General features: G+C 69.0%; 18 protein-coding genes. 4 read left to right on the forward strand and 14 right to left on the reverse strand.

The genetic code is table 11. The features are described from left to right. Positions 1 to 12: 12 nt before the first annotated feature. The 9 genes from R5H29_RS15130 to R5H29_RS15170 all read right to left on the reverse strand — a co-directional run bounded on the left by R5H29_RS15130 (position 13) and on the right by R5H29_RS15170 (position 10,502). Entirely contained in the window at positions 13 to 1,311 is a 1,299-nt protein-coding gene (locus R5H29_RS15130; protein ID WP_134730928.1) for a DUF58 domain-containing protein, read from the reverse strand. Next, positions 1,308 to 2,294 carry a MoxR family ATPase gene (locus R5H29_RS15135; RefSeq protein ID WP_134730930.1) on the reverse strand — a complete coding sequence of 329 codons (987 nt, stop codon included), beginning with the start codon at positions 2,292 to 2,294 and terminating at the stop codon, positions 1,308 to 1,310. The genes R5H29_RS15130 and R5H29_RS15135 overlap by 4 nt, the downstream gene beginning before the upstream one ends. After that, positions 2,291 to 3,475, reverse strand: coding sequence for a DUF4350 domain-containing protein (locus R5H29_RS15140; RefSeq protein WP_332329390.1), 1,185 nt, complete (start codon positions 3,473 to 3,475; stop codon positions 2,291 to 2,293). The genes R5H29_RS15135 and R5H29_RS15140 overlap by 4 nt, the downstream gene beginning before the upstream one ends. Beyond that, positions 3,472 to 5,094, reverse strand: coding sequence for a DUF4129 domain-containing protein (locus R5H29_RS15145; protein ID WP_332329391.1), 1,623 nt, complete (start codon positions 5,092 to 5,094; stop codon positions 3,472 to 3,474). Before R5H29_RS15145 ends, R5H29_RS15140 begins: the two co-directional genes overlap by 4 nt. Then, on the reverse strand, positions 5,084 to 6,076 hold the full coding sequence (locus R5H29_RS15150) for a stage II sporulation protein M (protein WP_134735738.1): 993 nt from the start codon (positions 6,074 to 6,076) through the stop codon (positions 5,084 to 5,086). The genes R5H29_RS15145 and R5H29_RS15150 overlap by 11 nt, the downstream gene beginning before the upstream one ends. Further along, positions 6,073 to 6,762 (reverse strand): RDD family protein, encoded by a 690-nt coding sequence (locus tag R5H29_RS15155; protein ID WP_019661651.1) that lies wholly within the window; start codon positions 6,760 to 6,762, stop codon positions 6,073 to 6,075. Before R5H29_RS15155 ends, R5H29_RS15150 begins: the two co-directional genes overlap by 4 nt. Positions 6,763 to 6,885: 123 nt before the next feature. Further along, positions 6,886 to 7,416 (reverse strand): gamma carbonic anhydrase family protein, encoded by a 531-nt coding sequence (locus R5H29_RS15160; protein WP_019661650.1) that lies wholly within the window; start codon positions 7,414 to 7,416, stop codon positions 6,886 to 6,888. Positions 7,417 to 7,584: 168 nt separating this feature from the next. Then, entirely contained in the window at positions 7,585 to 9,474 is a 1,890-nt protein-coding gene (gene mnmG / locus R5H29_RS15165; RefSeq protein WP_021203344.1) for a tRNA uridine-5-carboxymethylaminomethyl(34) synthesis enzyme MnmG, read from the reverse strand. Between the two features lie 548 nt (positions 9,475 to 10,022). Then, positions 10,023 to 10,502: a hypothetical protein gene (locus R5H29_RS15170; protein ID WP_019661648.1), complete on the reverse strand. Its 480-nt coding sequence runs from the start codon at positions 10,500 to 10,502 to the stop codon at positions 10,023 to 10,025. 159 nt (positions 10,503 to 10,661) lie between these two features. Here R5H29_RS15170 and R5H29_RS15175 point away from each other — a divergent pair, with 159 nt between their 5' ends. Further along, positions 10,662 to 11,624: a pyridoxal-phosphate dependent enzyme gene (locus R5H29_RS15175; protein ID WP_019661647.1), complete on the forward strand. Its 963-nt coding sequence runs from the start codon at positions 10,662 to 10,664 to the stop codon at positions 11,622 to 11,624. Next, positions 11,609 to 12,253, forward strand: a complete 645-nt coding sequence (locus R5H29_RS15180) for a YdcF family protein (RefSeq protein WP_058979308.1) — start codon at positions 11,609 to 11,611, stop codon at positions 12,251 to 12,253. Before R5H29_RS15175 ends, R5H29_RS15180 begins: the two co-directional genes overlap by 16 nt. Before the next feature lie 222 nt (positions 12,254 to 12,475). Here R5H29_RS15180 and bioC read toward each other — a convergent pair whose 3' ends face one another. The 5 genes from bioC to bioB form a co-directional block, all read right to left on the reverse strand. Next, positions 12,476 to 13,360 (reverse strand): malonyl-ACP O-methyltransferase BioC, encoded by an 885-nt coding sequence (gene bioC, locus R5H29_RS15185; RefSeq protein ID WP_010482174.1) that lies wholly within the window; start codon positions 13,358 to 13,360, stop codon positions 12,476 to 12,478. A gap of 12 nt (positions 13,361 to 13,372) precedes the next feature. After that, on the reverse strand, positions 13,373 to 14,152 hold the full coding sequence (locus tag R5H29_RS15190; RefSeq protein WP_332329392.1) for an SDR family oxidoreductase: 780 nt from the start codon (positions 14,150 to 14,152) through the stop codon (positions 13,373 to 13,375). A 29-nt stretch (positions 14,153 to 14,181) separates the two neighbouring features. After that, positions 14,182 to 14,961, reverse strand: coding sequence for a pimeloyl-ACP methyl ester esterase BioH (gene bioH, locus R5H29_RS15195; protein WP_155030292.1), 780 nt, complete (start codon positions 14,959 to 14,961; stop codon positions 14,182 to 14,184). A 17-nt stretch (positions 14,962 to 14,978) separates the two neighbouring features. Continuing rightward, positions 14,979 to 16,202, reverse strand: a complete 1,224-nt coding sequence (gene bioF / locus R5H29_RS15200) for an 8-amino-7-oxononanoate synthase (protein ID WP_312546065.1) — start codon at positions 16,200 to 16,202, stop codon at positions 14,979 to 14,981. 67 nt (positions 16,203 to 16,269) lie between these two features. Continuing rightward, a complete protein-coding gene (bioB, locus tag R5H29_RS15205; protein ID WP_332329393.1) occupies positions 16,270 to 17,313 on the reverse strand; it encodes a biotin synthase BioB in 1,044 nt (347 codons plus the stop codon). Positions 17,314 to 17,611: 298 nt separating this feature from the next. Between bioB and R5H29_RS15210 the strand changes: the two genes are divergently transcribed. Beyond that, positions 17,612 to 17,929 carry a hypothetical protein gene (locus tag R5H29_RS15210; protein WP_111098629.1) on the forward strand — a complete coding sequence of 106 codons (318 nt, stop codon included), beginning with the start codon at positions 17,612 to 17,614 and terminating at the stop codon, positions 17,927 to 17,929. A gap of 142 nt (positions 17,930 to 18,071) precedes the next feature. Beyond that, complete coding sequence (locus tag R5H29_RS15215; RefSeq protein WP_058979044.1) at positions 18,072 to 19,412, forward strand: chloride channel protein; 1,341 nt, start codon at positions 18,072 to 18,074, stop codon at positions 19,410 to 19,412. Positions 19,413 to 19,415: the final 3 nt, after the last annotated feature.

Consider the following 19,415-nt stretch of genomic DNA (forward strand, 5'->3'; position numbering starts at 1 on the left):
CCTACGCTCGGCTCAGAGCAACCCTTCGCGCTTCACCGCCAGGTAGCGCTCCACCAGCGCGCCGGGCAGGGCGTCGGCGGTCACGTCCAGCACCATCACCTTCTCGCTGCGCAGTGCCTCGTGCGCCTTCGCGCGCTGCTGCAGGTACAGCGCGGCGGCACCGGCCTGGGTGGCGTCTTCCAGGGTCTGCACGTCACCCTCCAGCGCGCCATCCAGCTCGCGCTCGCGCAGGCTGGCCACGCATACCAGGTGGCGCCGCTGCAGCAGGCGCACCGCCGCCAGCAGGTCTTCGATGTCCTCGTCGCGCACATTGCTGACCAGCATCACCAGCGCACGCCGGCGCTGGCGCAGCGATACTTCGGTGGCCGCAGCCAGGTAGTCGGTGGCCACCGCGCGCGGCTGCAGGTCGTAGCTGGCGCGCAGCAGGTGCTCGACCGTGCCCATGCCGCGCTGTGGTGCTACCCAGCGGCGTTCGCCCCCGGCAGCGTACAGGCCGGCGGCATCACCCTGGCGCAGCGCCAGGTAGGCCACCACCAGCGAGGCATTCAAGGCATGGTCGAAGTGCGAGAGCCCGCCTTCGCTGGCCAGCATGCGTCGGCCACTGTCGAGCATCAGCAGCAACTGCTGGTTCTTCTCGTCCTGGTACTCGCGCGAGATCAGCTTGCGCGCACGTGCGGTGGCCTTCCAGTCCAGCTGGCGCAGGCTGTCGCCGATGCGGTACTCGCGCATCTGGTGGAAGTCGGTGCCTTCGCCACGGCGGCGCTTCACGTGCGCACCGACCAGCCGCGAGGCCTGGTCGGCACTGAACAATGCGAAGCGGGTGAGCGGCACGAAGTTCGGATAGACCCGCACCTCCAGCGCCGGCGGCAGCGTGCGTTGCTGCCACCACAGGCGCCACGGCGAGCGCATGCGCAGGTGCACCCCCTCGAAGCGGAAGTGCCCACGCTGCAGCGGCTGCAGGTGGTAGTGCAGGGTGGACGCCGTACCGGCCTGCAGGCGCACGCGCTGCGGCAGCGCTTCCAGCGGCCAGCCGCCGGGCACCAGGTCGAACACCTGCACCGTCATCGATTGCTCGGCCTGCACACGCAACGCCGCCTCGCGGCGCACGCCCAGTGCCAGCGCTTCGGGCAGCTCGCGCTGCACCTGCGGCGACGGACGCCGCCACTGCCGCCACAGGTCCCACAGGGCGGGCAACGCGATGGCCACGGCCGCCAGTGCCCAGCTCCAGCGCGGCAGCCATCCGCCCAGCACCAGCCCGCCCAGGGCGGCCCAGGCCAGCAGCAGCGCCAGCAGCAGCGGGGCCGGCCTCATCGGCGCGGCGCTTCCACCTTGGCCAGCAGCGCGCCCAGCACATCGTCGGCGTCCTGGCCTTCAATCTGCAGTTCCGGGGCCAGCGCGATGCGGTGCCGCAGCGCCGGGCGGGCGATGTCGCGCACGTCGTCCGGCGTGACGAAGTCGCGGCCGGCCAGCACCGCCTGTGCGCGCGAGGCACGCACCAGCGCGATGCTGCCGCGTGGGCCAGCGCCGACCGCGATGCCCGGCCACTGCCGGGTCGCCGCGACGATGCGTACTGCGTAGTCGATCACTTCGTCATCGACGGTGATCGCCGCGGTGGCGCGCTGCAGTTCCAGCAGTTCGCCGGCACCGAGTACGCGTGGCACCTGGCTCAGGTCGAAATCGCTGGCGGCGCGGCCACTGGTGATCGCGGTCACCATGCGCTTCTCGTCCTCCAGCTGCGGGTAGTCGATCAGCACCTTCAGCAGGAAGCGGTCCAGCTGTGCCTCCGGCAGCGGGTAGGTGCCTTCCTGCTCCAGCGGGTTCTGCGTGGCCAGCGCCATGAAGGGCGGCGCCAGGGTGAAGGCCTTGCCCTCAATGGTCACCTGGCCTTCCTGCATTACTTCCAGCAGGGCCGACTGGGTCTTGGCCGGGGCACGGTTGATCTCGTCGGCCAGCAGCAGGTTGGTGAACACCGGGCCGCGGCGGATCTTGAAGCTCTCGCTCTTCGGGTCGTACACCGCGTGGCCACTGACGTCGCTGGGCATCAGGTCGGGGGTGAACTGCACGCGCCCGTAGTCCAGCTCCAGGGCCTGTGCCAGTGCACGCACCAGCAGGGTCTTGCCCAGCCCGGGCACGCCTTCGATCAGCACGTGGCCACCGGCCAGCAGCGCCACCAGGATCTGGTCCAGTACATCGGCCTGGCCGATGAAGGCGTGTCCAACGGCGGCGCGGATGGCATCGACGCGTTCGATCAGGCGGGCGTTGGCGGCCGCCGGCAGCTCGGGGACTTCGGTCATAGCAGGGATCTCATCTGGAGCAGCAAGCGGATACGCTCGCGCAGGGCGGAGGAATCGTGCGGCGGAGGTGGCGTCAGTGCGGCGGCAACACGGCCTTGCGGCCACTTCAGCAGTTCGGCGATGGCTTGTTCGCGTGGCGCACCATCCAGTGCGGCAGCCACCGGTGCGCGCAGGCGCAGGCGGTGCAGGAACAGGGCGAGAACGGCCTCGTACAGGCGCGTACCGTGGCCGAAACGCAGCAGCAATTCACCACTGGCGTGCACGTGTTCCAGCAGCGAACGGCGTTCCAGTACCGGTGACGGCAGCAGGCTGCCGAAGCGTTGCGAGCGGGCCCACAACCAGCCCAGCAGGGCCAGCAGCAGCGGCGCCCACAGCGGCCAGCCCTGGTAGAACAGGCGCGCCCACAGCGACGGTGGACGGCTGGCATAGATCAGCCAGACCGCACCCTTGCCGTAGTTCGGATCGAGCAGATAGCGGGTCAGGTCGCGGTGAGCCTTGTCGTGCAGGCCATCGCTGGCACCGCCGGCGGCCGCGGCCAGGCGCGCGGCAGGCGAGTCGACATCACCGCGCAGGAACTCCATGTCCGCCAGCACGCTCACCTTGCCCTGGCCATGGCGCAGGCGCGCAAACACTAGGTCGCGATCCGTGCCCCAGCGACGTTCGGCCTGTGCACTGGCGGCAAAACCCAGGGTGAAGCGGCGGCCTCCACAGAACTCAACGTGACCAGGATCGTCGTCGACATGGAACGGCTGGCAGTCGCTGCGCTGGAACAGGCTGTCCACGCCCAGCTGATCCAGCAGGGGCCCCTGCGTGCTGCCGGCATCGTCCTCGGCCGGTGGCGGCGTCCGCACCAGCAGGTGGCCGCCCCCGTCGACCCAGTCCAGCAGCGCGCTGGCGACGGGCGGCGGCAGTTCGCTGCTGTCCTGCAGCAGCACCACCGTGTCGTGTGGCCCCAGCGTCATTTGCCGCAGTTCCAGCCGTGGCCGCGAGTGCACGTCAATGCCGTCGGCGCGCAGGGCCTGGCCGAGCACGTACAGCGGGTTGTAGCCAGCTTCGCCCTGCGGCGGCAGCTGCACGGTCTCGGTCACCCGCTCATGCGTGCGCAGGTAAAGGATCGTCAGCGGTACACCGAACAGCACCAATGCACCGAGCAGCAGCGACCAGAACAGGCGCGGGCTCATGCCTGCCACCCGTACTGCTGGCGCAGCGTATCGGCCAATGCATCGAAATCGGCGCGGCTGGGCAGGCGGCCACCGTAGGCGGCGTACTGCCACATGCGCACGATGCGCGCGAACAGGTCACGGTCGCTGGCCTCGGGCATGCGCCGCGACGCGCGCAGGCATTGCGCTTCGGTGGCACCGGGTGGAAGCGCGATACCGCTGCGCTCGCCCACCGTGCGCACGCTGGCGCGGTACAGAAGGGCCAGCGCCTGCCGCGGCCGGCCCTGGTCCCAGAGCAGGCCGGCCTGGGTGGCCACGTCCGGCGGCAGCACCACCGGCAACTCCACCTGTTCCTCCACGACCGGCGGTGCGGCCTCGGCCTTGCGTCGGCCACTGCCCCGCAGCCACGGCAGCCACAGCCGTGCGGTCAGCAGCAGCACCAGCAGCAGGACGCCGAGCAGCCCCCACAGGCCCCATTCGGCCAGCCGCGCCAGCCAGGCGATGCCGTCCTTGCGCGCTATGCGTTCACCGTTGCTGTTGGTGTCACGCTGCAGCTGCTTGTCTTCCTTCTTCTCTTCCTCGGCCTGTTCGATCGGCTTCCAGCGGGTGACCTGGCGGGTCGGGCGCTGCAGCGGGTCTTCATAGGCGCGGTTCACTGCCTGACGGAAGCCGGCGGTATCCACCGGCGTACCGCCGAAGATCATTGCCGGGGTGTTGGCCGGGTCGATGGTCGGTGCTTCGTCGCTTTCCTCGGCGTCGATGCCACGGTCGTTGGGCTTGCCAATGGCTCGTTCGGGCTCGGCGTCTGTGTCCTGCGCATGCACCGGTGCGGAGACCAGCGGCAGTGCCAGGCACAGCAGCAGGGCCAGCGTCGATACCGCCGGCAGCAGCCGCTCGCGCAGGCGGCGCAGGGCGATCTCCACATCCCAGGCTTCCATCTGCGTGCGCCGGTTCAAGTACAGGCCAAAGCCCGCACCGACGAAGAACGGGCCGATCAGCACCGAGGCCAGCCAGCACGCCAGGTTGAAGCCCAGCCGTGCCCATGCGGGCGTGTCCTGGCCGATCATGTCCCATGCGGCGCGCCATGATTCGGACATCAGCTCCAGTGGCATGAACATGAACACCGCACCGATCGCGCCGGACACCAGCACGGCTTCGAACGCCATGCAGGTCACGGTCAGTACCAGTGCCGCGCCCGCTGCGCCGGCTGCCACTGCACGACGACGTGGGCCGCGCTGGCCAGGTGTGTTGCCTTCCAGCAGGTTCACCGGCAGGCACAGGCTGCGCAGCACGCTGAAACGACGCCAACCCAGGTAGCCCCAGAAGCCGCTGTTGCCCCAGTGACGTTGCGCACGCAGCGCGGCCAGCGTGCCGACTGGTTCACCGAAGATGCCGCGCGACAGCACATACAGCGGCGCACGTTCGAACAGCGGTTTGCACCACCACATCGCCAGCCAGGCCCAGCCGAAGGCATCCAGCCACCAGCCCAGCGCGTTGAAGATCACGAACAGCGGTGCACTGGCCAGCAGCCAGCTGCCCCATACCGCACGCGCGTGGCGGCGCGACAGGGCGCTGCCCAGCTCCATTGCTTCCCAGCCACTGCGCGCGCGCAGCGCCACGTCCAGGCGGTCAATGCGCATTGCCGCCTCCGCGCCCGCCGCGCCACAGCCACAGCAGCACGCCGGCCCACAGCACGCCGGCCACGCTGAACTTGCCCCACGCCGGCACTTCGGCAATCGACGACCAGAACGCTTCGATGAACGCGGCCACCAGCAGCATGAACGCCACGCCCAGGCACAGCCGGGCCCCGATGCGGCCGCCGTCGACCAGGGCATCCAGGCGGCTGCGCCGGCCGGGGGCCAGCAGTTTCATGCCCAGCTGCAGGCCGGCACCGCCGGCGATCACGATCGCAGTCAGCTCGAAGGCGCCGTGGCCGACCACGAAGCGCCAGAACGGGTCGCCATGGCCGATGTGCTGCAGGTGGCCTGCCACTGAACCGATGATCACGCCGTTGAACAGCAGCACCAGCAGCGTGCCCAGCCCGGCCAGCAGCCCGCTGGCGAAGGCGCGCAGGGCGATGCTGATGTTGTTCATGATGTAGTGGCCGAACATCATCCAGTCGGTGCCGCTGTCACGCCCCAGGCGCTCGGCGGCGGGATCGTACATGCGCTCCATTTCTGCGATCTGGCGGTTGTCCATCAGCATGTGGATCAGGTCCGGATAAACCTGCACCAGCACGAAGCAGGCCACCGCCGGCAGCGCGAACATCGCCAGCGCCGCCCACATGCTGCGCGCCTGGCTGCGCACCAGCAGCGGAAAATCGGCCACCAGGAACTCCAGGGCACGCCGCCAGCGCGTTGGCGGCGTGCGGTACAGCACGCTGTGGCCCTGCTGCATCAGCTGCTGCAGGCGTTGCACCAGCTGCGGGCTGTAGCCGCGCTCGCGGGCCAGCGCCAGCTGCTGGCACAGCCGCCGGTAGCGCTGCGGGAAGGTAGTGTCGTCCAGTGCCAGGCCGCTGGCCTTGCGGCGCGTGCGGCGTGAGGCGCCGGCACGCAGCAGCAGCCACTGCTCCAGATCCTGCCATTCCTGCTGGTAGCGGGCGACGAACTGCTCCTGTTTCATCGCCGCCCCAGCAGCCAGTTGGCCATCGCATACAGGCGCAACACGCCGACCTGGCCGTGGGTGCCGGTCAGTGGCTCGGCAATACCGGCCAGCTCCTGCTGGCGCGCCGCCGACAAGCGTGGCGCGCGCTCGGCGAAGGCCATCAGCGCGGCCTGTTCCTCTGGTCGCAGGGGCTGCGGCGGGGCCAGCACGCTGCCGATGGTCGGCGGCGGTGGCAGGTACAGCGCGGGTGCATGCACCACCACAGTGCCTGCCACCAGGTCGCCCAGACGGCGGCCATGCGGATCGAACAGGCTGCTGATCAGGCCCAGCGCATAGCCGAAGGGCAGCATGTCCACCGTGCGCAGCAGGTTGCGGGTGATCGCCGCCATCCAGCCTGCCGGCGCGCCATCGCGGGACAGCACGCGCAGCCCCAGCGCACGCTTGCCCAGGGTGCGTCCCCACACTGCTTCGCAGACGATCGGGTAGGCCCAGTAGACCAGGAACATCAGCACCAGGTAGAGGCCGGAACCGAACTGGTCCAGCAGTGCCAGCGGGATCGACATCAGCACCAGTGCCGCGATGCGCACGCCGAGATCGACCAGCCAGGCCATCGCCCTCGGTACCGGGCCGGCTGCAGGCAACTGCAGCGGCACACCCTCCGGCGTTACCACCTCGCGGTAGGTATCGAGCATCGGTGCGGCCATCAGCGTGATGGCCTTCGTTGTGGGCGCCGGAGTCCTCTCCGGCAGGCAGCCACAGGCATGGGGGTCTCGACAGGTCCTGGTCGGGCCCAGACTTTAGCAGAGCCGCATGGCGGCGTTGGCCGCTCAGCCCAGGTATTCGTCCTTCAGCCGCACGTAGTGGTCGGCCGAGTAATGCAGCGCCTCGATTTCCTTGTCGCTCAGCGTGCGTGCCGGGCGGGCCGGGTTGCCCACCCACAGCTCGCCTTCGCCGACCACCTTGCCCGGGCCGACCACGGCACCGGCGCCGACGAAGCCATGGCGCTCGACCCGCGCGCCGTCGAGAATGCAGGCACCCATGCCAATCAGGCTGTAATCACCGATGGTGCAGGCGTGGATGATGCAGCCGTGGCCGACGGTCACGCCTTCGCCGATCAGGGTCGGGTAGCCGGCCTTGTTGTAGGGGCTGTGGTGGCTGACGTGGATGATGGTGCCGTCCTGCACGTTGGTGCGTGCGCCGATGCGCACGTAGTTGACGTCACCGCGGATGATCGTGCCCGGCCACACCGAGACGTCCTCGCCCAGCTCCACGTCACCGATGATCGTGCACGACGGGTCGATGTACACGCGCTCGCCGAGGACGGGCATCTTGTCGCGGAAGGGGCGCAGCGGGTTCATCGATGTCTCCGGAAATCAGGGCGTCCGCGACGATGATACGCGCTCGGCCAATGGCGACCCCGCCACCCGCAACTGCCGGAATGCCTCATGCATCCGTGTCGACCAAGGTCGACACCTGCCAGAACGGATCGCGCGCCGCATTGGTGGATGGCATCCACCGATCCCGCGTTACGCCACGCGGCCGCGGCGTGCACGCTCCAGGTGCACCAGCAGCAGCGAGATTGCCGCCGGGGTCATGCCCGGAATGCGCTGCGCCTGGCCGATGGTCTGCGGTCGCACGCGCTCCAGCTTCTGCAGCGCTTCGGCCGACAGCCCGCGCACCGCCGCGTAATCGAAGGCTTCGGCGATCGGCGTGGCTTCATGCCGCTGCTGGCGCTCGATCTCCTCGCGCTGGCGGTCCAGGTAGCCGGCGTACTTCACGCCGATCTCCACCTGCTCGGCCACCTTGGCGTCGGCCACGGCCGGCCCCAGCGATGGCACCTGCATCAGCTGCGCGTAATCCAGCTCGGGGCGCTTGATTAGGTCCAGCACGCTGGTCTCGCGGCTGACCGCCACACCCAGCGTGTCCTGCACTTCGCGGCCCAGCGCATTGGCCGGGGTTGCCCACAGCGCGCCCAAGCGTGCGCGTTCGGCAGCAACAGCGGCCTGCTTGGTCTCGAACGCGTTCCAGCGGCGGTCATCCACCAAGCCCATCTCGCGGCCGGCCGGCGTCAGGCGCTGGTCGGCATTGTCCTCGCGCAGCTGCAGGCGGTACTCGGCGCGGCTGGTGAACATGCGGTAGGGCTCGTTGGTACCGTGAGTGATCAGGTCATCCACCAGCACGCCCAGGTACGCCTCGTCGCGGCGCGGGCACCAGCCGTCCAGCCCGCGCACCTGGCGTGCAGCGTTGAGGCCGGCCAACAGGCCTTGCGCGGCGGCTTCTTCATAGCCGGTGGTGCCGTTGATCTGGCCGGCGAAGAACAGGCCGTTGACCAGCTTGGTTTCCAGCGAAGCCTTCAACCCGCGTGGATCAAAGAAGTCGTACTCGATCGCATAGCCGGGGCGGGTGATGTGCGCGTTGCCGAAACCGCGGATGCTGCGCACCATCTCCAGCTGCACGTCGAACGGCAGCGAGGTGGAGATGCCGTTGGGGTAGATCTCGACGATGCCCAGGCCTTCGGGTTCGACGAAGATCTGGTGGCTGGCCTTCTCGGCAAAGCGCACCACCTTGTCCTCGATGGACGGGCAGTAGCGCGGGCCGATGCCTTCGATCTGGCCGCTGTACAGCGGCGAGCGGTGCAGCGCGTCGCGGATGATCTGGTGGGTCTGTTCGGTGGTGTGGGTGATCCAGCAGCTGACCTGCTGCGGATGCTCGTCCACCGAACCGAGGAAGGACATCACCGGGCGCGGCGAGTCGCCGGGCTGCTCATCCATCACGCTGTAGTCCAGCGAGCGGCCGTCGATGCGCGGCGGCGTGCCGGTCTTCAGGCGGTCCACCTGGAACGGGCGCTCGCGCAGGCGCGCGGCCAGCGTGGTGGCCGGCGGGTCGCCCATGCGGCCGGCGGCGTACTGGGTCGGGCCGACATGGATCTTGCCGGCCAGGAAGGTGCCGGCGGTCAGCACCACGGCCTCGGCGTCGAAGCGCAGGCCGGTCTGGGTGATGACCCCGCGCACGGCGTCGCCTTCGATGACCAGGTCATCGACGGCCGCCTGGAACACGGTCAGGTTGGCCTGGCCTTCGACGATGGCGCGGATCGCCATGCGGTACAGGTTGCGGTCGGCCTGGCAGCGGGTGGCGCGCACGGCCGGGCCCTTGGAGGCGTTGAGGGTGCGCCACTGGATGCCGGCGCGGTCGGCGGCATGCGCCATCGCACCGCCGAGCGCGTCGATTTCCTTGACCAGGTGGCCCTTGCCGATGCCGCCGATGGCCGGGTTGCAGCTCATCGCACCCACGGTTTCGATGTTGTGGGTCAGCAGCAGGGTGCGCACGCCGGTGCGGGCCGCGGCCAGCGCGGCTTCGGTGCCGGCGTGGCCACCGCCGATGACGATGACGTCGTAACGATGGAAGGACGGGTTCATGGGGGCTGTTCAGCTTGGGGCAGGCGCGGCCGGGGGCGGCGCCGGGGTGGCGATTTTAGCGCCATTCGGGGTCCGGACGCCGGCGCCGGCCAGTTGGTGGCGAAATCGGCCCTAAAGTTGGCAGGATTTTTGCAGATAACCCAATAGCACCCATCGTGGCTGGCGCCGTAGGCGCCCGTGACCGGAATTGGAACAGGGGCCGGTACAGGCGCACGGTGGGGGAGCAGAGGGCCGGCAGTCGGGGGACTGTCCGGCCCTGTTTTTTTGGGGTTGTCGGGAAGGCGCCATCCACGCATGGCGTGGATCTACTGAAGCTGGGGCTTTCGCCGGTTGGCGACCTGACAAAACAAACGGCCCCGCATTGCGGGGCCGTCTGCCTTCAGAGGTGCCGACATCCGACAGGGCCGGAACAGGGGGGATCCAGATGTTCCTGTCGGATATCGACGTAGAGCTTTTTGCGGCGGCCCGTGTCGTTTTTGTCACTTTGTGACGCGGGCCGTCACTGTCCGCGTAGAGTGCAGCTTAGACCGTGTGAAATGCAAGACGGTTCAGCGCTCAACTGTGCGCTGCGTCGCACGATCCATGTTGCGCCAGGGGGAACCGTTCATCCTCGGCGCACTCGGTGCCGGTGCCGGACGGGCCTGGGGCGCCGGCGGCTGTGCGTTTGACTGCGGCGGGCGGCGCATCGAGTCCATGTTCCGCCACGGCGAACCACCGTTGTACGACGGTCGCGACGGCGGCGGCGGACGGTGCTCGCCACCATTGCCCGGGCGCGGCGGCGGGCGATGGTTGTGCGGCGGGCGGTAGATCGGGCGCGAGTAATACGGGTTGCCGTAGCCGCCGTAGTAGCCGCCATAGCCACCGTAGTAGGGGCCGTAGTTGTAGGGATAGCCGGCCGGGTAGCGGTACTCCACCGACGGCGCACCGTGGTAGTAGCTGCCGCTGCGGCCGCCGCCGACATAGTCGTAGGTGGTGCAGCCGGTCAGGGCCAGCAACAGGCCACCGGCAAGCATCAGGCGCATTTTCATGGTGGGTCCCCCCAGAGGACGGGTGTGCAGTCAGCTTCGGGCGCCAGCGTTGAATCGGCCCTTAATTCTGCCGGCCAGGATGAATGGAGGCGTAGGCCTGCATGCTGGCATGACCTGCGCCCCGGTCGCCAGCGCGAAGCCATACGTTAATCTTGCGTCATGAGCGATTCACTGTTGCCCCGCGCCGATGACGTCCTGCTTGCTGCGGCGAGGATTGCCCCGCATGCCAGCGTGACCCCGGTACTGCGCTCGCGCATGCTTGATGCGCTGGCCGGCGCGCAACTCGCGTTCAAGGCCGAGCACCTGCAGCGCGGCGGCGCATTCAAGTTCCGTGGTGCCTGCAACGCGGTGTGGGCGCTGGAGGCCGATCGCGCCAGTGCCGGCGTGGTCACGCACTCCTCCGGCAACCACGGCGCCGCCTTGGCGCTGGCCGCGCGCACGCGTGGCATTCCCTGTCACGTGGTGGTGCCGGAAGGCGCGGTGGCGGCCAAGCTGGCCAACATCGCGCGCCATGGCGCCACCCTCTGGCGCTGCCCGCCGACCACCGCCGATCGTGAGGCCGCCTGCGCCAAAGTGCAGGCCGATACCGGCGCGACTCTCGTCCATCCATACACCGACCCGGCGGTGATGGCGGGGCAGGGCACCGCCGCGCTGGAGCTGCTGCACAGCGACGGCCCGTTCGACGTGCTGGTCGTGCCGGTCGGCGGCGGTGGCCTGGCCAGCGGCACCGCGCTGGCCCTGCAGCACGCCAGCCCGCAGACCCGCCTGGTGCTGGCCGAGCCAGCCGGAGCCGACGATACCGCGCGCTCGCTGGCCGCTGGCGAGCGCCAGGGCGCGTTCGCCCCGGACACGATCTGCGATGGACTGCGTACCCTGATCGGCGCGCCGAATTTCGAACTGCTGCGCGCGGCAGGTGCCGAGGTGATCGTGGTTGATGACACCGCGACGATGGCGGCGATGCGCCTGCTGTGGGAGGTGCTCAAGCAGGTGGTCGAGCCGTCGTCGGCCACCGTGCTCGCTGCCGTGCTGGCACAGCCACAGCGCTTCGCCGGCCTGCGCGTGGGCCTGGTGCTGTCTGGTGGCAATGTCGACCTGCCTGCGCTGCGCTGGGGCGCGCCATGAGCCGCGACCGGCACCGGCCCCGCACCGGCCTGCTGGGCTGGCTGTGGCGGCTGTTCGTGCTGCTGGTGGTCTGGCTGCTGGGCGTGACCGCCTGGATCGTCTGGGTCGGTGAGCGCGACCAGGCCGCCAAGGCCGACGCCATCATCGTGCTCGGTGCGGCCGCCTATGACGCCAAGCCATCGCCGGTGTTCGAAGAACGTATCCGGCATGGACTAGACCTGTACGAGGCCCAGTACGCGCCGCTGCTGATCTTCACCGGCGGCTATGGCGGCACCGGTGCGCGCTTCTCCGAATCGCAGGTGGCGCGGCGCTATGCGCTGAAGCATGGCGTGCCGGACGATGCGATCCTGATCGAGACCGCGTCACGCAACACCGTGCAGAACCTGGTGGAAGCCAAGCGACTGATGGACCAGCGCGACCTGCACCGGGTGATCATCGTCAGCGACCCGCTGCACATGGCGCGCGCGCTGCGCCTGAGCAAGGCGCTGGGCATCGATGCGCTGGCCTCGTCCACGCCCAGCACGCGCTTCCGCAGCTTCCACACCAGCTGGCGCTTCCTGGTGCAGGAAATCTACTTCTTCCACCGCGACCTGGTGCGCCCGCCGCTGAGCTCGCCGGCCAATACCTGAGGCGGAAACCTGATTTGGGCGGGTGCCATGCGGTAGTGCCGGCCGCTGGCCGGCCGACGCCCACCATGGAATCGTGAGGTTGCCGGCACTGTGCCGACCAAGGTCGGCACCCACCAGAGCGATTCGCGTATGGCGTCGCATTTGGTAGTGCCGGCCGCTGGACGGCAGATGCCCACCATGGAATCGTGAGGTTGCCGGCCAGCGGCCGGCACTACCAGACGATCAGGTCTGCTTGCGCCGGATCGGAATCGCCGACACCGGCACCGAGGCCACGTCATGCCCGCCTTCGCGGATCGGTGCGCCCGGGTCCGGTGCCCAGGCGTGGGCATAGATCACTTCCCAGCTGCTGGGCAGCTTGCCGTCGGCGCGCCGCATCGGTTCATACGCCGCTGCCGCCGCCGCGAAACGGCTACGCCCGGTCAGTGTGTGGCGGCGGTCCACCCGCGCGTTGGTCGCGCCCATCGCGCGCAGTTCGCGCATCAACGAGGGCAGGTCGTCGTAGGTCAGGGTGAACAGATCGCGGTCCAGCACCGGGTCGCGGAAGCCCGCCATCATCAACGCATCGCCGAACTGGGCGATCTGTGCAAAGCGGCTCACGTGCGGGCGGTCATCGGCGGCCGCGAAGGCTTCGTTGAGTTCGATCAGGGTTTCCGGGCCGAAGGTGGAACACAGCAGCAGGCCACCGGGCTTGAGCACGCGACGGAAGCCTGCGAACACCGCCGGCAGGTCGTCCACCCACTGCAGGCACAGGTTGCTGAAGATCACATCCACGCTGTTGTCCGCCAACGGCAATGCGGCGGCGTCGCCGCACAGGCGCTGGAACGGCTTCCACCAGCCGGCCTGGCGCTTGGCCTGGTCCAGCATCGGCAGCGCCACGTCCAGCGCGATCACCTGCGCCTTCGGCCAGCGCTTCTTCATCAACGCGCTGGCGTGGCCGGTGCCGGCACCGATGTCCAGCACCACCTCGGGCTTGCGTGCCTCCAGGTAGTCCAGCGATTCGATCAGCCGCGACTGCACCTCGCGCTGCAGGGCGGCAGCGGCGTCATAGCTGCTGGCGGCACGCGCGAACGCGCGGCGGACATGGCGGGCATCGAAGTGGGACGGCATTGCGAAAGTCTCTTAGAACGTACCGGGGTAGGCGCCGCCGTCGATCAGCAGGTTCTGTCCGGTGAGGTAACCGGCCTGTGCACTGCACAGGAAGGCGCAGGCGGCGCCGAATTCGTCAGGCGTGCCGAAGCGGCCGGCGGGAATCTGCTGGCGGCGGCGTTCGGCGACTTCGCCGGCATCGCCGTCCTTGCCCGCACTGTGGGCGAAGTTGGCGCGCAGGCGGTCGGTGTCGAACTGGCCGGGCAGCAGATTGTTGATGGTGACGTTGTGGGCCACCGTGCGGCGCGCCAGGCCGGCGACGAAACCGGTCAGGCCACTGCGCGCGCCGTTGGACAACGCCAGGATGTCGATCGGGGCTTTCACCGCCGACGATGTGATGTTGACGATGCGGCCGAAGCCGCGCTCGATCATCGCGTCGACGGTGGCGCGGATCAGCGCGATCGGCGCCAGCATGTTGGCGTCCAGCGCGGCAATCCAGTCGTCGCGTTCGAAATTGCGGAAATCACCGGGCGGCGGACCACCGGCATTGTTGACCAGGATGTCCACCTGCGGGCAGGCGGTCAGCGCCGCAGTGCGGCCGGCCTCGGTGGTGACGTCGGCGGCGACGGCGCGCACCTCACCGGCACCGGGCAGGGCGCTCAGCCCTGCGGCGGCAACCTGCAGTGCCTCCTCGCCACGAGCCACGATCACCACGTTGACGCCCTCGCGCACCAGCGCACGCGCGCAGCCCAGGCCCAAGCCCTTGCTTGCGCCGCAGACCAGTGCCCAGCGGCCGTTGATACCCAGATCCATGCGTCAATCCTGCGGAATTCGGAGGGGGCTCATTGTCCGCCATCGGCCGGTGACAGGCCGGCAACGAAGTGTTGCAGGGCGGCGGCCACCTCATCGGCATGGCCGAGGAAAGGCGCATGTCCACCATGGGCGATCGTCAGCGCCTGCGCGCCCGGGGCCAGCGCTGCGGCGGCCTGCATCGCCACCGGAGACACCAACCGGTCTCGCTGGCCGGCGATCCACAGGCTGGGCTTGCCCAGCGTCGGCAGCGCGCCGCGCAGATCGGTGCTTTCGAGCAGGCGCAGGCCTTCCAGCAGGGCGCGTTCGGTGGGCGCACCGCGCTCGACCAGGCGCTGCCGCAGGACGCGCAGCTCCTCGCGGGCGTGTGCCGAGCCCATCACGTCCAGCGCGAGGAAGCGTTCCAGGGTGCCGGCGAAGTCGGTGGCCAGCTCGCGCCCGAACTGCTCGAACACCGCCGGTTCCACTGCATGCGGCCAGTCTTCGCCACGCACGAAGCGTGGCGTGGCCGCGATCATCGCCAGCCCGCGCACCTTCGGCAGCGTCGCGGCAGCGTGCAGCGCGAACAGGCCGCCCAGCGACCAGCCGCACCACACCGCCGGGGGTGTGGCCGCGGCAATGGCACTGACCACGAACGGCAGGCGCAGCGGCGTGGTGTCCTCGCGGCTGTGGCCATGGCCGGGCAGGTCGACCAGGTGCAGGGTGAACTGGTCCGCCAGGCGCTGCACCAGCGGCGCGAATACACCGCCCTGCAGGGCCCAGCCGTGGATCAGTACCAGGTCCGGCCCACGGCCGGTGACGTCAATATGCATGGGCAACGACACGGAACTCAGGCAAAAGCGGGCAGCGGCGGTGGCGCGGCTTCACGCACGGCCAGGGTCACGCGATCGCGCGCGCTGGCGATAGCCTCCACCAGGCCGCGCACCTGTTCCGGCGTATGCAGCGCGGACAGTGTCACGCGCAGGCGTGCCTTGCCTTCCGGCACAGTCGGCGGGCGGATTGCACCGACCAGCCAGCCGGCCTGTTCCAGCGCCGTGGACATCGCCACGGCGGTGCGGTCATCGCCGAACAGCAGCGGCTGGATCGGTGTTTCCGAAGCCATCAGGTCCAGGCCATGGCGACGCGCTTCAGTGCGGAACAGCGCGATCAGGTCGGTCAGCTTTGTGCGACGCCAGTGGTCGCGGCGCGCCAGGCGCACTGCTTCAAGCGCAGCAGCGGCCATCGCCGGTGGCACGGCGGTGGTGTAGATGTACGGGCGCGCGGTTTCGGCCAGATGCTCGATCAGGTCGTCGCGGCCCAGCACCAGCGCACCGGAACCGCCCAGTGCCTTGCCCAGCGTGACCAGCTGCAGCGGTACGTCGTCCACGCCCAGTCCGGCGGCGGCCACGGCACCACGGCCATCACCGACCACGCCTACACCGTGCGCATCATCCACATAGAACAGCGCCTGTTGCAGGCGTGCCACAAGCGACAATGCACGCAGCGGTGCGATGTCGCCGTCCATGCTGAAGACACCATCGGTGGCCAGCATTGCCGCGCCGTCGGGCGCGTGCTTGAGCTGGCGCATCGCGCCTTCCGCATCCAGGTGCGGGTAGCGGCGCAGGCGCGCACCGGCCAGCCGGGTGGCATCAAGGAGGCTGGCGTGGTTGAGCTTGTCCTGTACGCAGACATCGTTCTCTTCGCTCAGCAGTGCCTGCTGTACCGCCAGATTGGCGGCGAAGCCACTGCCGAACAGCAGCGCACGCGGATAGCCCAGCCACTCGGCCACCTCGCGTTCCAGCGCCTCATGCAGGGCATGATGGCCGCAGACCAGGTGCGAGGCACCGGCGCCAGCGCCTTCGCGTGCGGCGGCGTCCTGCAGCGCGTTGACCACGCTGAACTGCTGGGCCAGGCCCAGGTAGTCGTTGCTGCAGAAGCCGGTCAGCCACTGGCCGTCCACTTCCAGGCGCACGCCATCACGACGGGTGACCATGCGTCGCGGGCGGCGACGGCCTTGGGCATCGCGCAGAGCGCGCTGGGCGTGGAGGCGGGCGGTCAGGTCGGGGCGGGCCATGGTGGCTGAATGCGTCGACGGGGCGGCTAGGGTAGCGCGTTGCCGCGGCGCCTGCTTGCGGCCCGTCTCAGGCCGCGTGAGCGCAGCCACAGCCGGGCGTATCGGCACTGATATCGGCGTGCACGGTACCGCCGTGGTCGTGGCCTTCGGCATCCCCCTGCACCGCCATCGGCTGTAGCCCCAGCCGTGCGAACAGCGCCAGATCGCGCTCGCTTTCCGGGTTGCCGGTGGTCAGCAGCTTGTCGCCGTAGAAGATGGAGTTGGCGCCGGCCAGGAAACACAGCGCCTGCAGTTCGTCACTCATCGCCTCGCGCCCGGCCGACAGCCGCACCATCGAGCGCGGCATGGCGATGCGGGCCACCGCGATCATGCGCACGAACTCGAATGGGTCCAGTTCGGCGCTGCCATGCAGCGGCGTACCTGCCACCTGCACCAGCTTGTTGATCGGCACCGAATCCGGATGCGCCGGCAGCGTGGCCAGCGCCAGCAGCAGGCCAACGCGCTGCGCGCGCGTCTCGCCCATGCCGACGATGCCGCCGCAGCAGGTCTTCAGGCCGGCATCGCGCACGTGTTCCAGCGTATCCAGGCGGTCCTGGTACTGGCGCGTGTGGATGATCGAATCGTAGTAGTCCGGCGCGGTGTCGAGGTTGTGGTTGTAGTAGTCCAGGCCGGCGTCCTTCAGCGCACGTGCCTGCTCGCCGCTGAGCATGCCCAGCGTGGCGCAGGTCTCCAGGCCCAGTGCCTTCACCCCGGCGATCATCGCCGCCACCTTCGGAATGTCGCGATCCTTCGGTGAACGCCATGCGGCACCCATGCAGAAGCGCGACGCACCGGCGGCCTTGGCCCGGCGCGCCTTGGCCAGCACCGCATCGGTCTCCATCAGCTTCTGCGCATTCACCCCGGTGCTGTAGCGCTGCGCCTGCGGGCAGTACGCGCAGTCTTCCGGGCAGCCTCCGGTCTTCACCGACAACAGCGTGGACACCTGCACCTGCGCCGGATCGAAGTGCTCGCGGTGCACCGCGGCGGCGCGGAACAGCAGCTCGGGAAACGGCAGATCGAACAGCGCCTGCAGTTCGTCGTGATGCCAGTCGTGGCGGATGGCAGCAGCCATGGCGGGGCCTTGGGTACGAATGGAGCGAGGGCGGCAGTGTGGGTGGGGGGGCACGGGCTGTCAACTTTTAGTTTGATGTTTTGGTTTACTTGGCCGTGACTGGAATGGAATCCCATACAAGCGATGGCCATGGCGCTGCATCGATTGCGGGCATCGCTGCTGCCGCGGCGAACCCCGTCCTCGGGCCGGGAGCGGGGGCAGCCTGCGCGGTGAGCTTGGCCCGAACATCGTCAGGATCGACCCGCGCAGCGCGTTGGACGTAACCTCAAGCACACACGTTCAATCGGGCAGCGCTGCAATGGACAATCCGGACAACTGGCAGCCGATCACCCGGGAAGAACTGGAAACCCTGGTCGCACGGCAGTTGCAGGATTGCTCACCTGTCCAACGAGCCACCTTCGAATCCCTGCGCGTGCCATTCCATGCGGTTCGGTTGCACAGGCTGGGCATGATTGAGTGGGTCTGGGCGGTCGCACAGCTGCCCGACGGGTTGCTGTACTACGAGGACGTTGAGGAAGGATTCGAGATGGGCACGCCGGGAGAGGATGGTGTGTTGCCGAACCAAGGCTGTTCTCAGCTGACGCTGACCCACATTCTCCATCGTTTGGTGATCTGAGCATCAGATCTCGCAGATCGCTGCATCTGCCCGAGTTCAGGACGCTCTTCTGGCGGCATACGTGCATTTCACCGCATCCTGCAAGGCCTTCGGCCACAGTGGCCGCTGTCTAACCAAAGCGCTGGCGCGCAGACTTTGACTCATGACCGATCTCCATCGCCTCCGCGGCCGCATCACCGCGCTGGTTCTCAGCGAAGCCTGGCGCCGCCGCGCCGCGCTCTGGGGCGGCGCCGTGGCCGTGGCGCTGGTGGCCATCCTGTTCGCCAAGGCCAGCGATGCGGCCTTCCATCTGTTCCAGCGCATCACGTCACACTCGCCATGGTGGGCCCTGCTGCTCACGCCCGGCATCTTCGCGCTGCTGGCGTGGCTCACTTCCGGCGTGCTGAAGCCCACGCGGGGCAGCGGCATTCCGCAGGTCATCGCTGCGCTGGACAAGGCCGATGAGCCGTTCCGGAAAACCAACCTTTCCCCAGCGGTTTCGGCCGGCAAGCTGCTGCTGACCTCGCTGTCGCTGCTGGGGGGCGCATCGGTCGGGCGCGAGGGGCCCACCGTGCACGTAGGCGCAAGCCTGATGTATCTGTTCGGCCGCTGGTTCGGTTTCAAGGATCCCCGCGAGCTCTCGCACTTCCTGCTGGCCGGTGGTGCGGCGGGTATCGCGGCGGCCTTCAACACGCCGCTGGCCGGTATCGTCTTCGCCATCGAGGAGCTCAGCGGCCGCTTCGAGCATCGTTTCTCAGGCACCCTGCTGACCGCAGTGATCGTCGGCGGCGTGGTGTCGCTGGGCCTGCTCGGCAACTACACCTACTTCGGCCATGTGAGTGCACGCCTGCCACTCGGCCAGGGCTGGCTGGCCATCCTGCTTTGCGGCGTGGTGGCAGGGCTGCTGGGCGGCCTGTTCGCGCGTGCGGTGCTGGCCAGTGCGGCGGGCCGCCCGCGTTGGCTCGGGCAACTGCGGCAGCGGCATCCGGTGCTGTTGGCCGCAGGCTGCGGCATGGCGGTGGTACTGCTCGCCCTGGTCTTCGGTGAAGGTGCGTTCGGCACCGGCTACGAGCAGGCGCGCAGCCTGGTGCAGGGGCAGGCGCTGGTCGGTCACGAGTTCGGGTTGATGAAGCTGCTGGCCAATCTGGCCTCGTACGTGGCGGGCATTCCCGGCGGCCTGTTCTCGCCGGCGTTGGCGGTCGGCGCTGGACTCGGCCACAACCTGGCAGTGCTGATGCCGGGCGTGGACCCGCGCGCGTTCGTGCTGCTGGGCATGTGTGCTTACCTGACCGGCGTTACCCAGGCCCCGCTGACGTCGGCGGTGATCTCGCTGGAACTGACCGACAGCGGCGACCTGCTGCTGCCGATACTGGCCACGGTGCTGATCGCGCGTGGCGTGTCCGGGCTGGTGTGCAGGGTGCCGATCTATCGCGGGCTGGCGGAGTTGTTGATCGGGCCCGCCGCTACGCCACCGGCGACCGGACAGGGTGAACGCCTTTCCTGACGG

This window comes from Stenotrophomonas sp. A3_2 (genome assembly GCF_036624925.1).
Lineage (GTDB): Bacteria > Pseudomonadota > Gammaproteobacteria > Xanthomonadales > Xanthomonadaceae > Stenotrophomonas > Stenotrophomonas hibiscicola.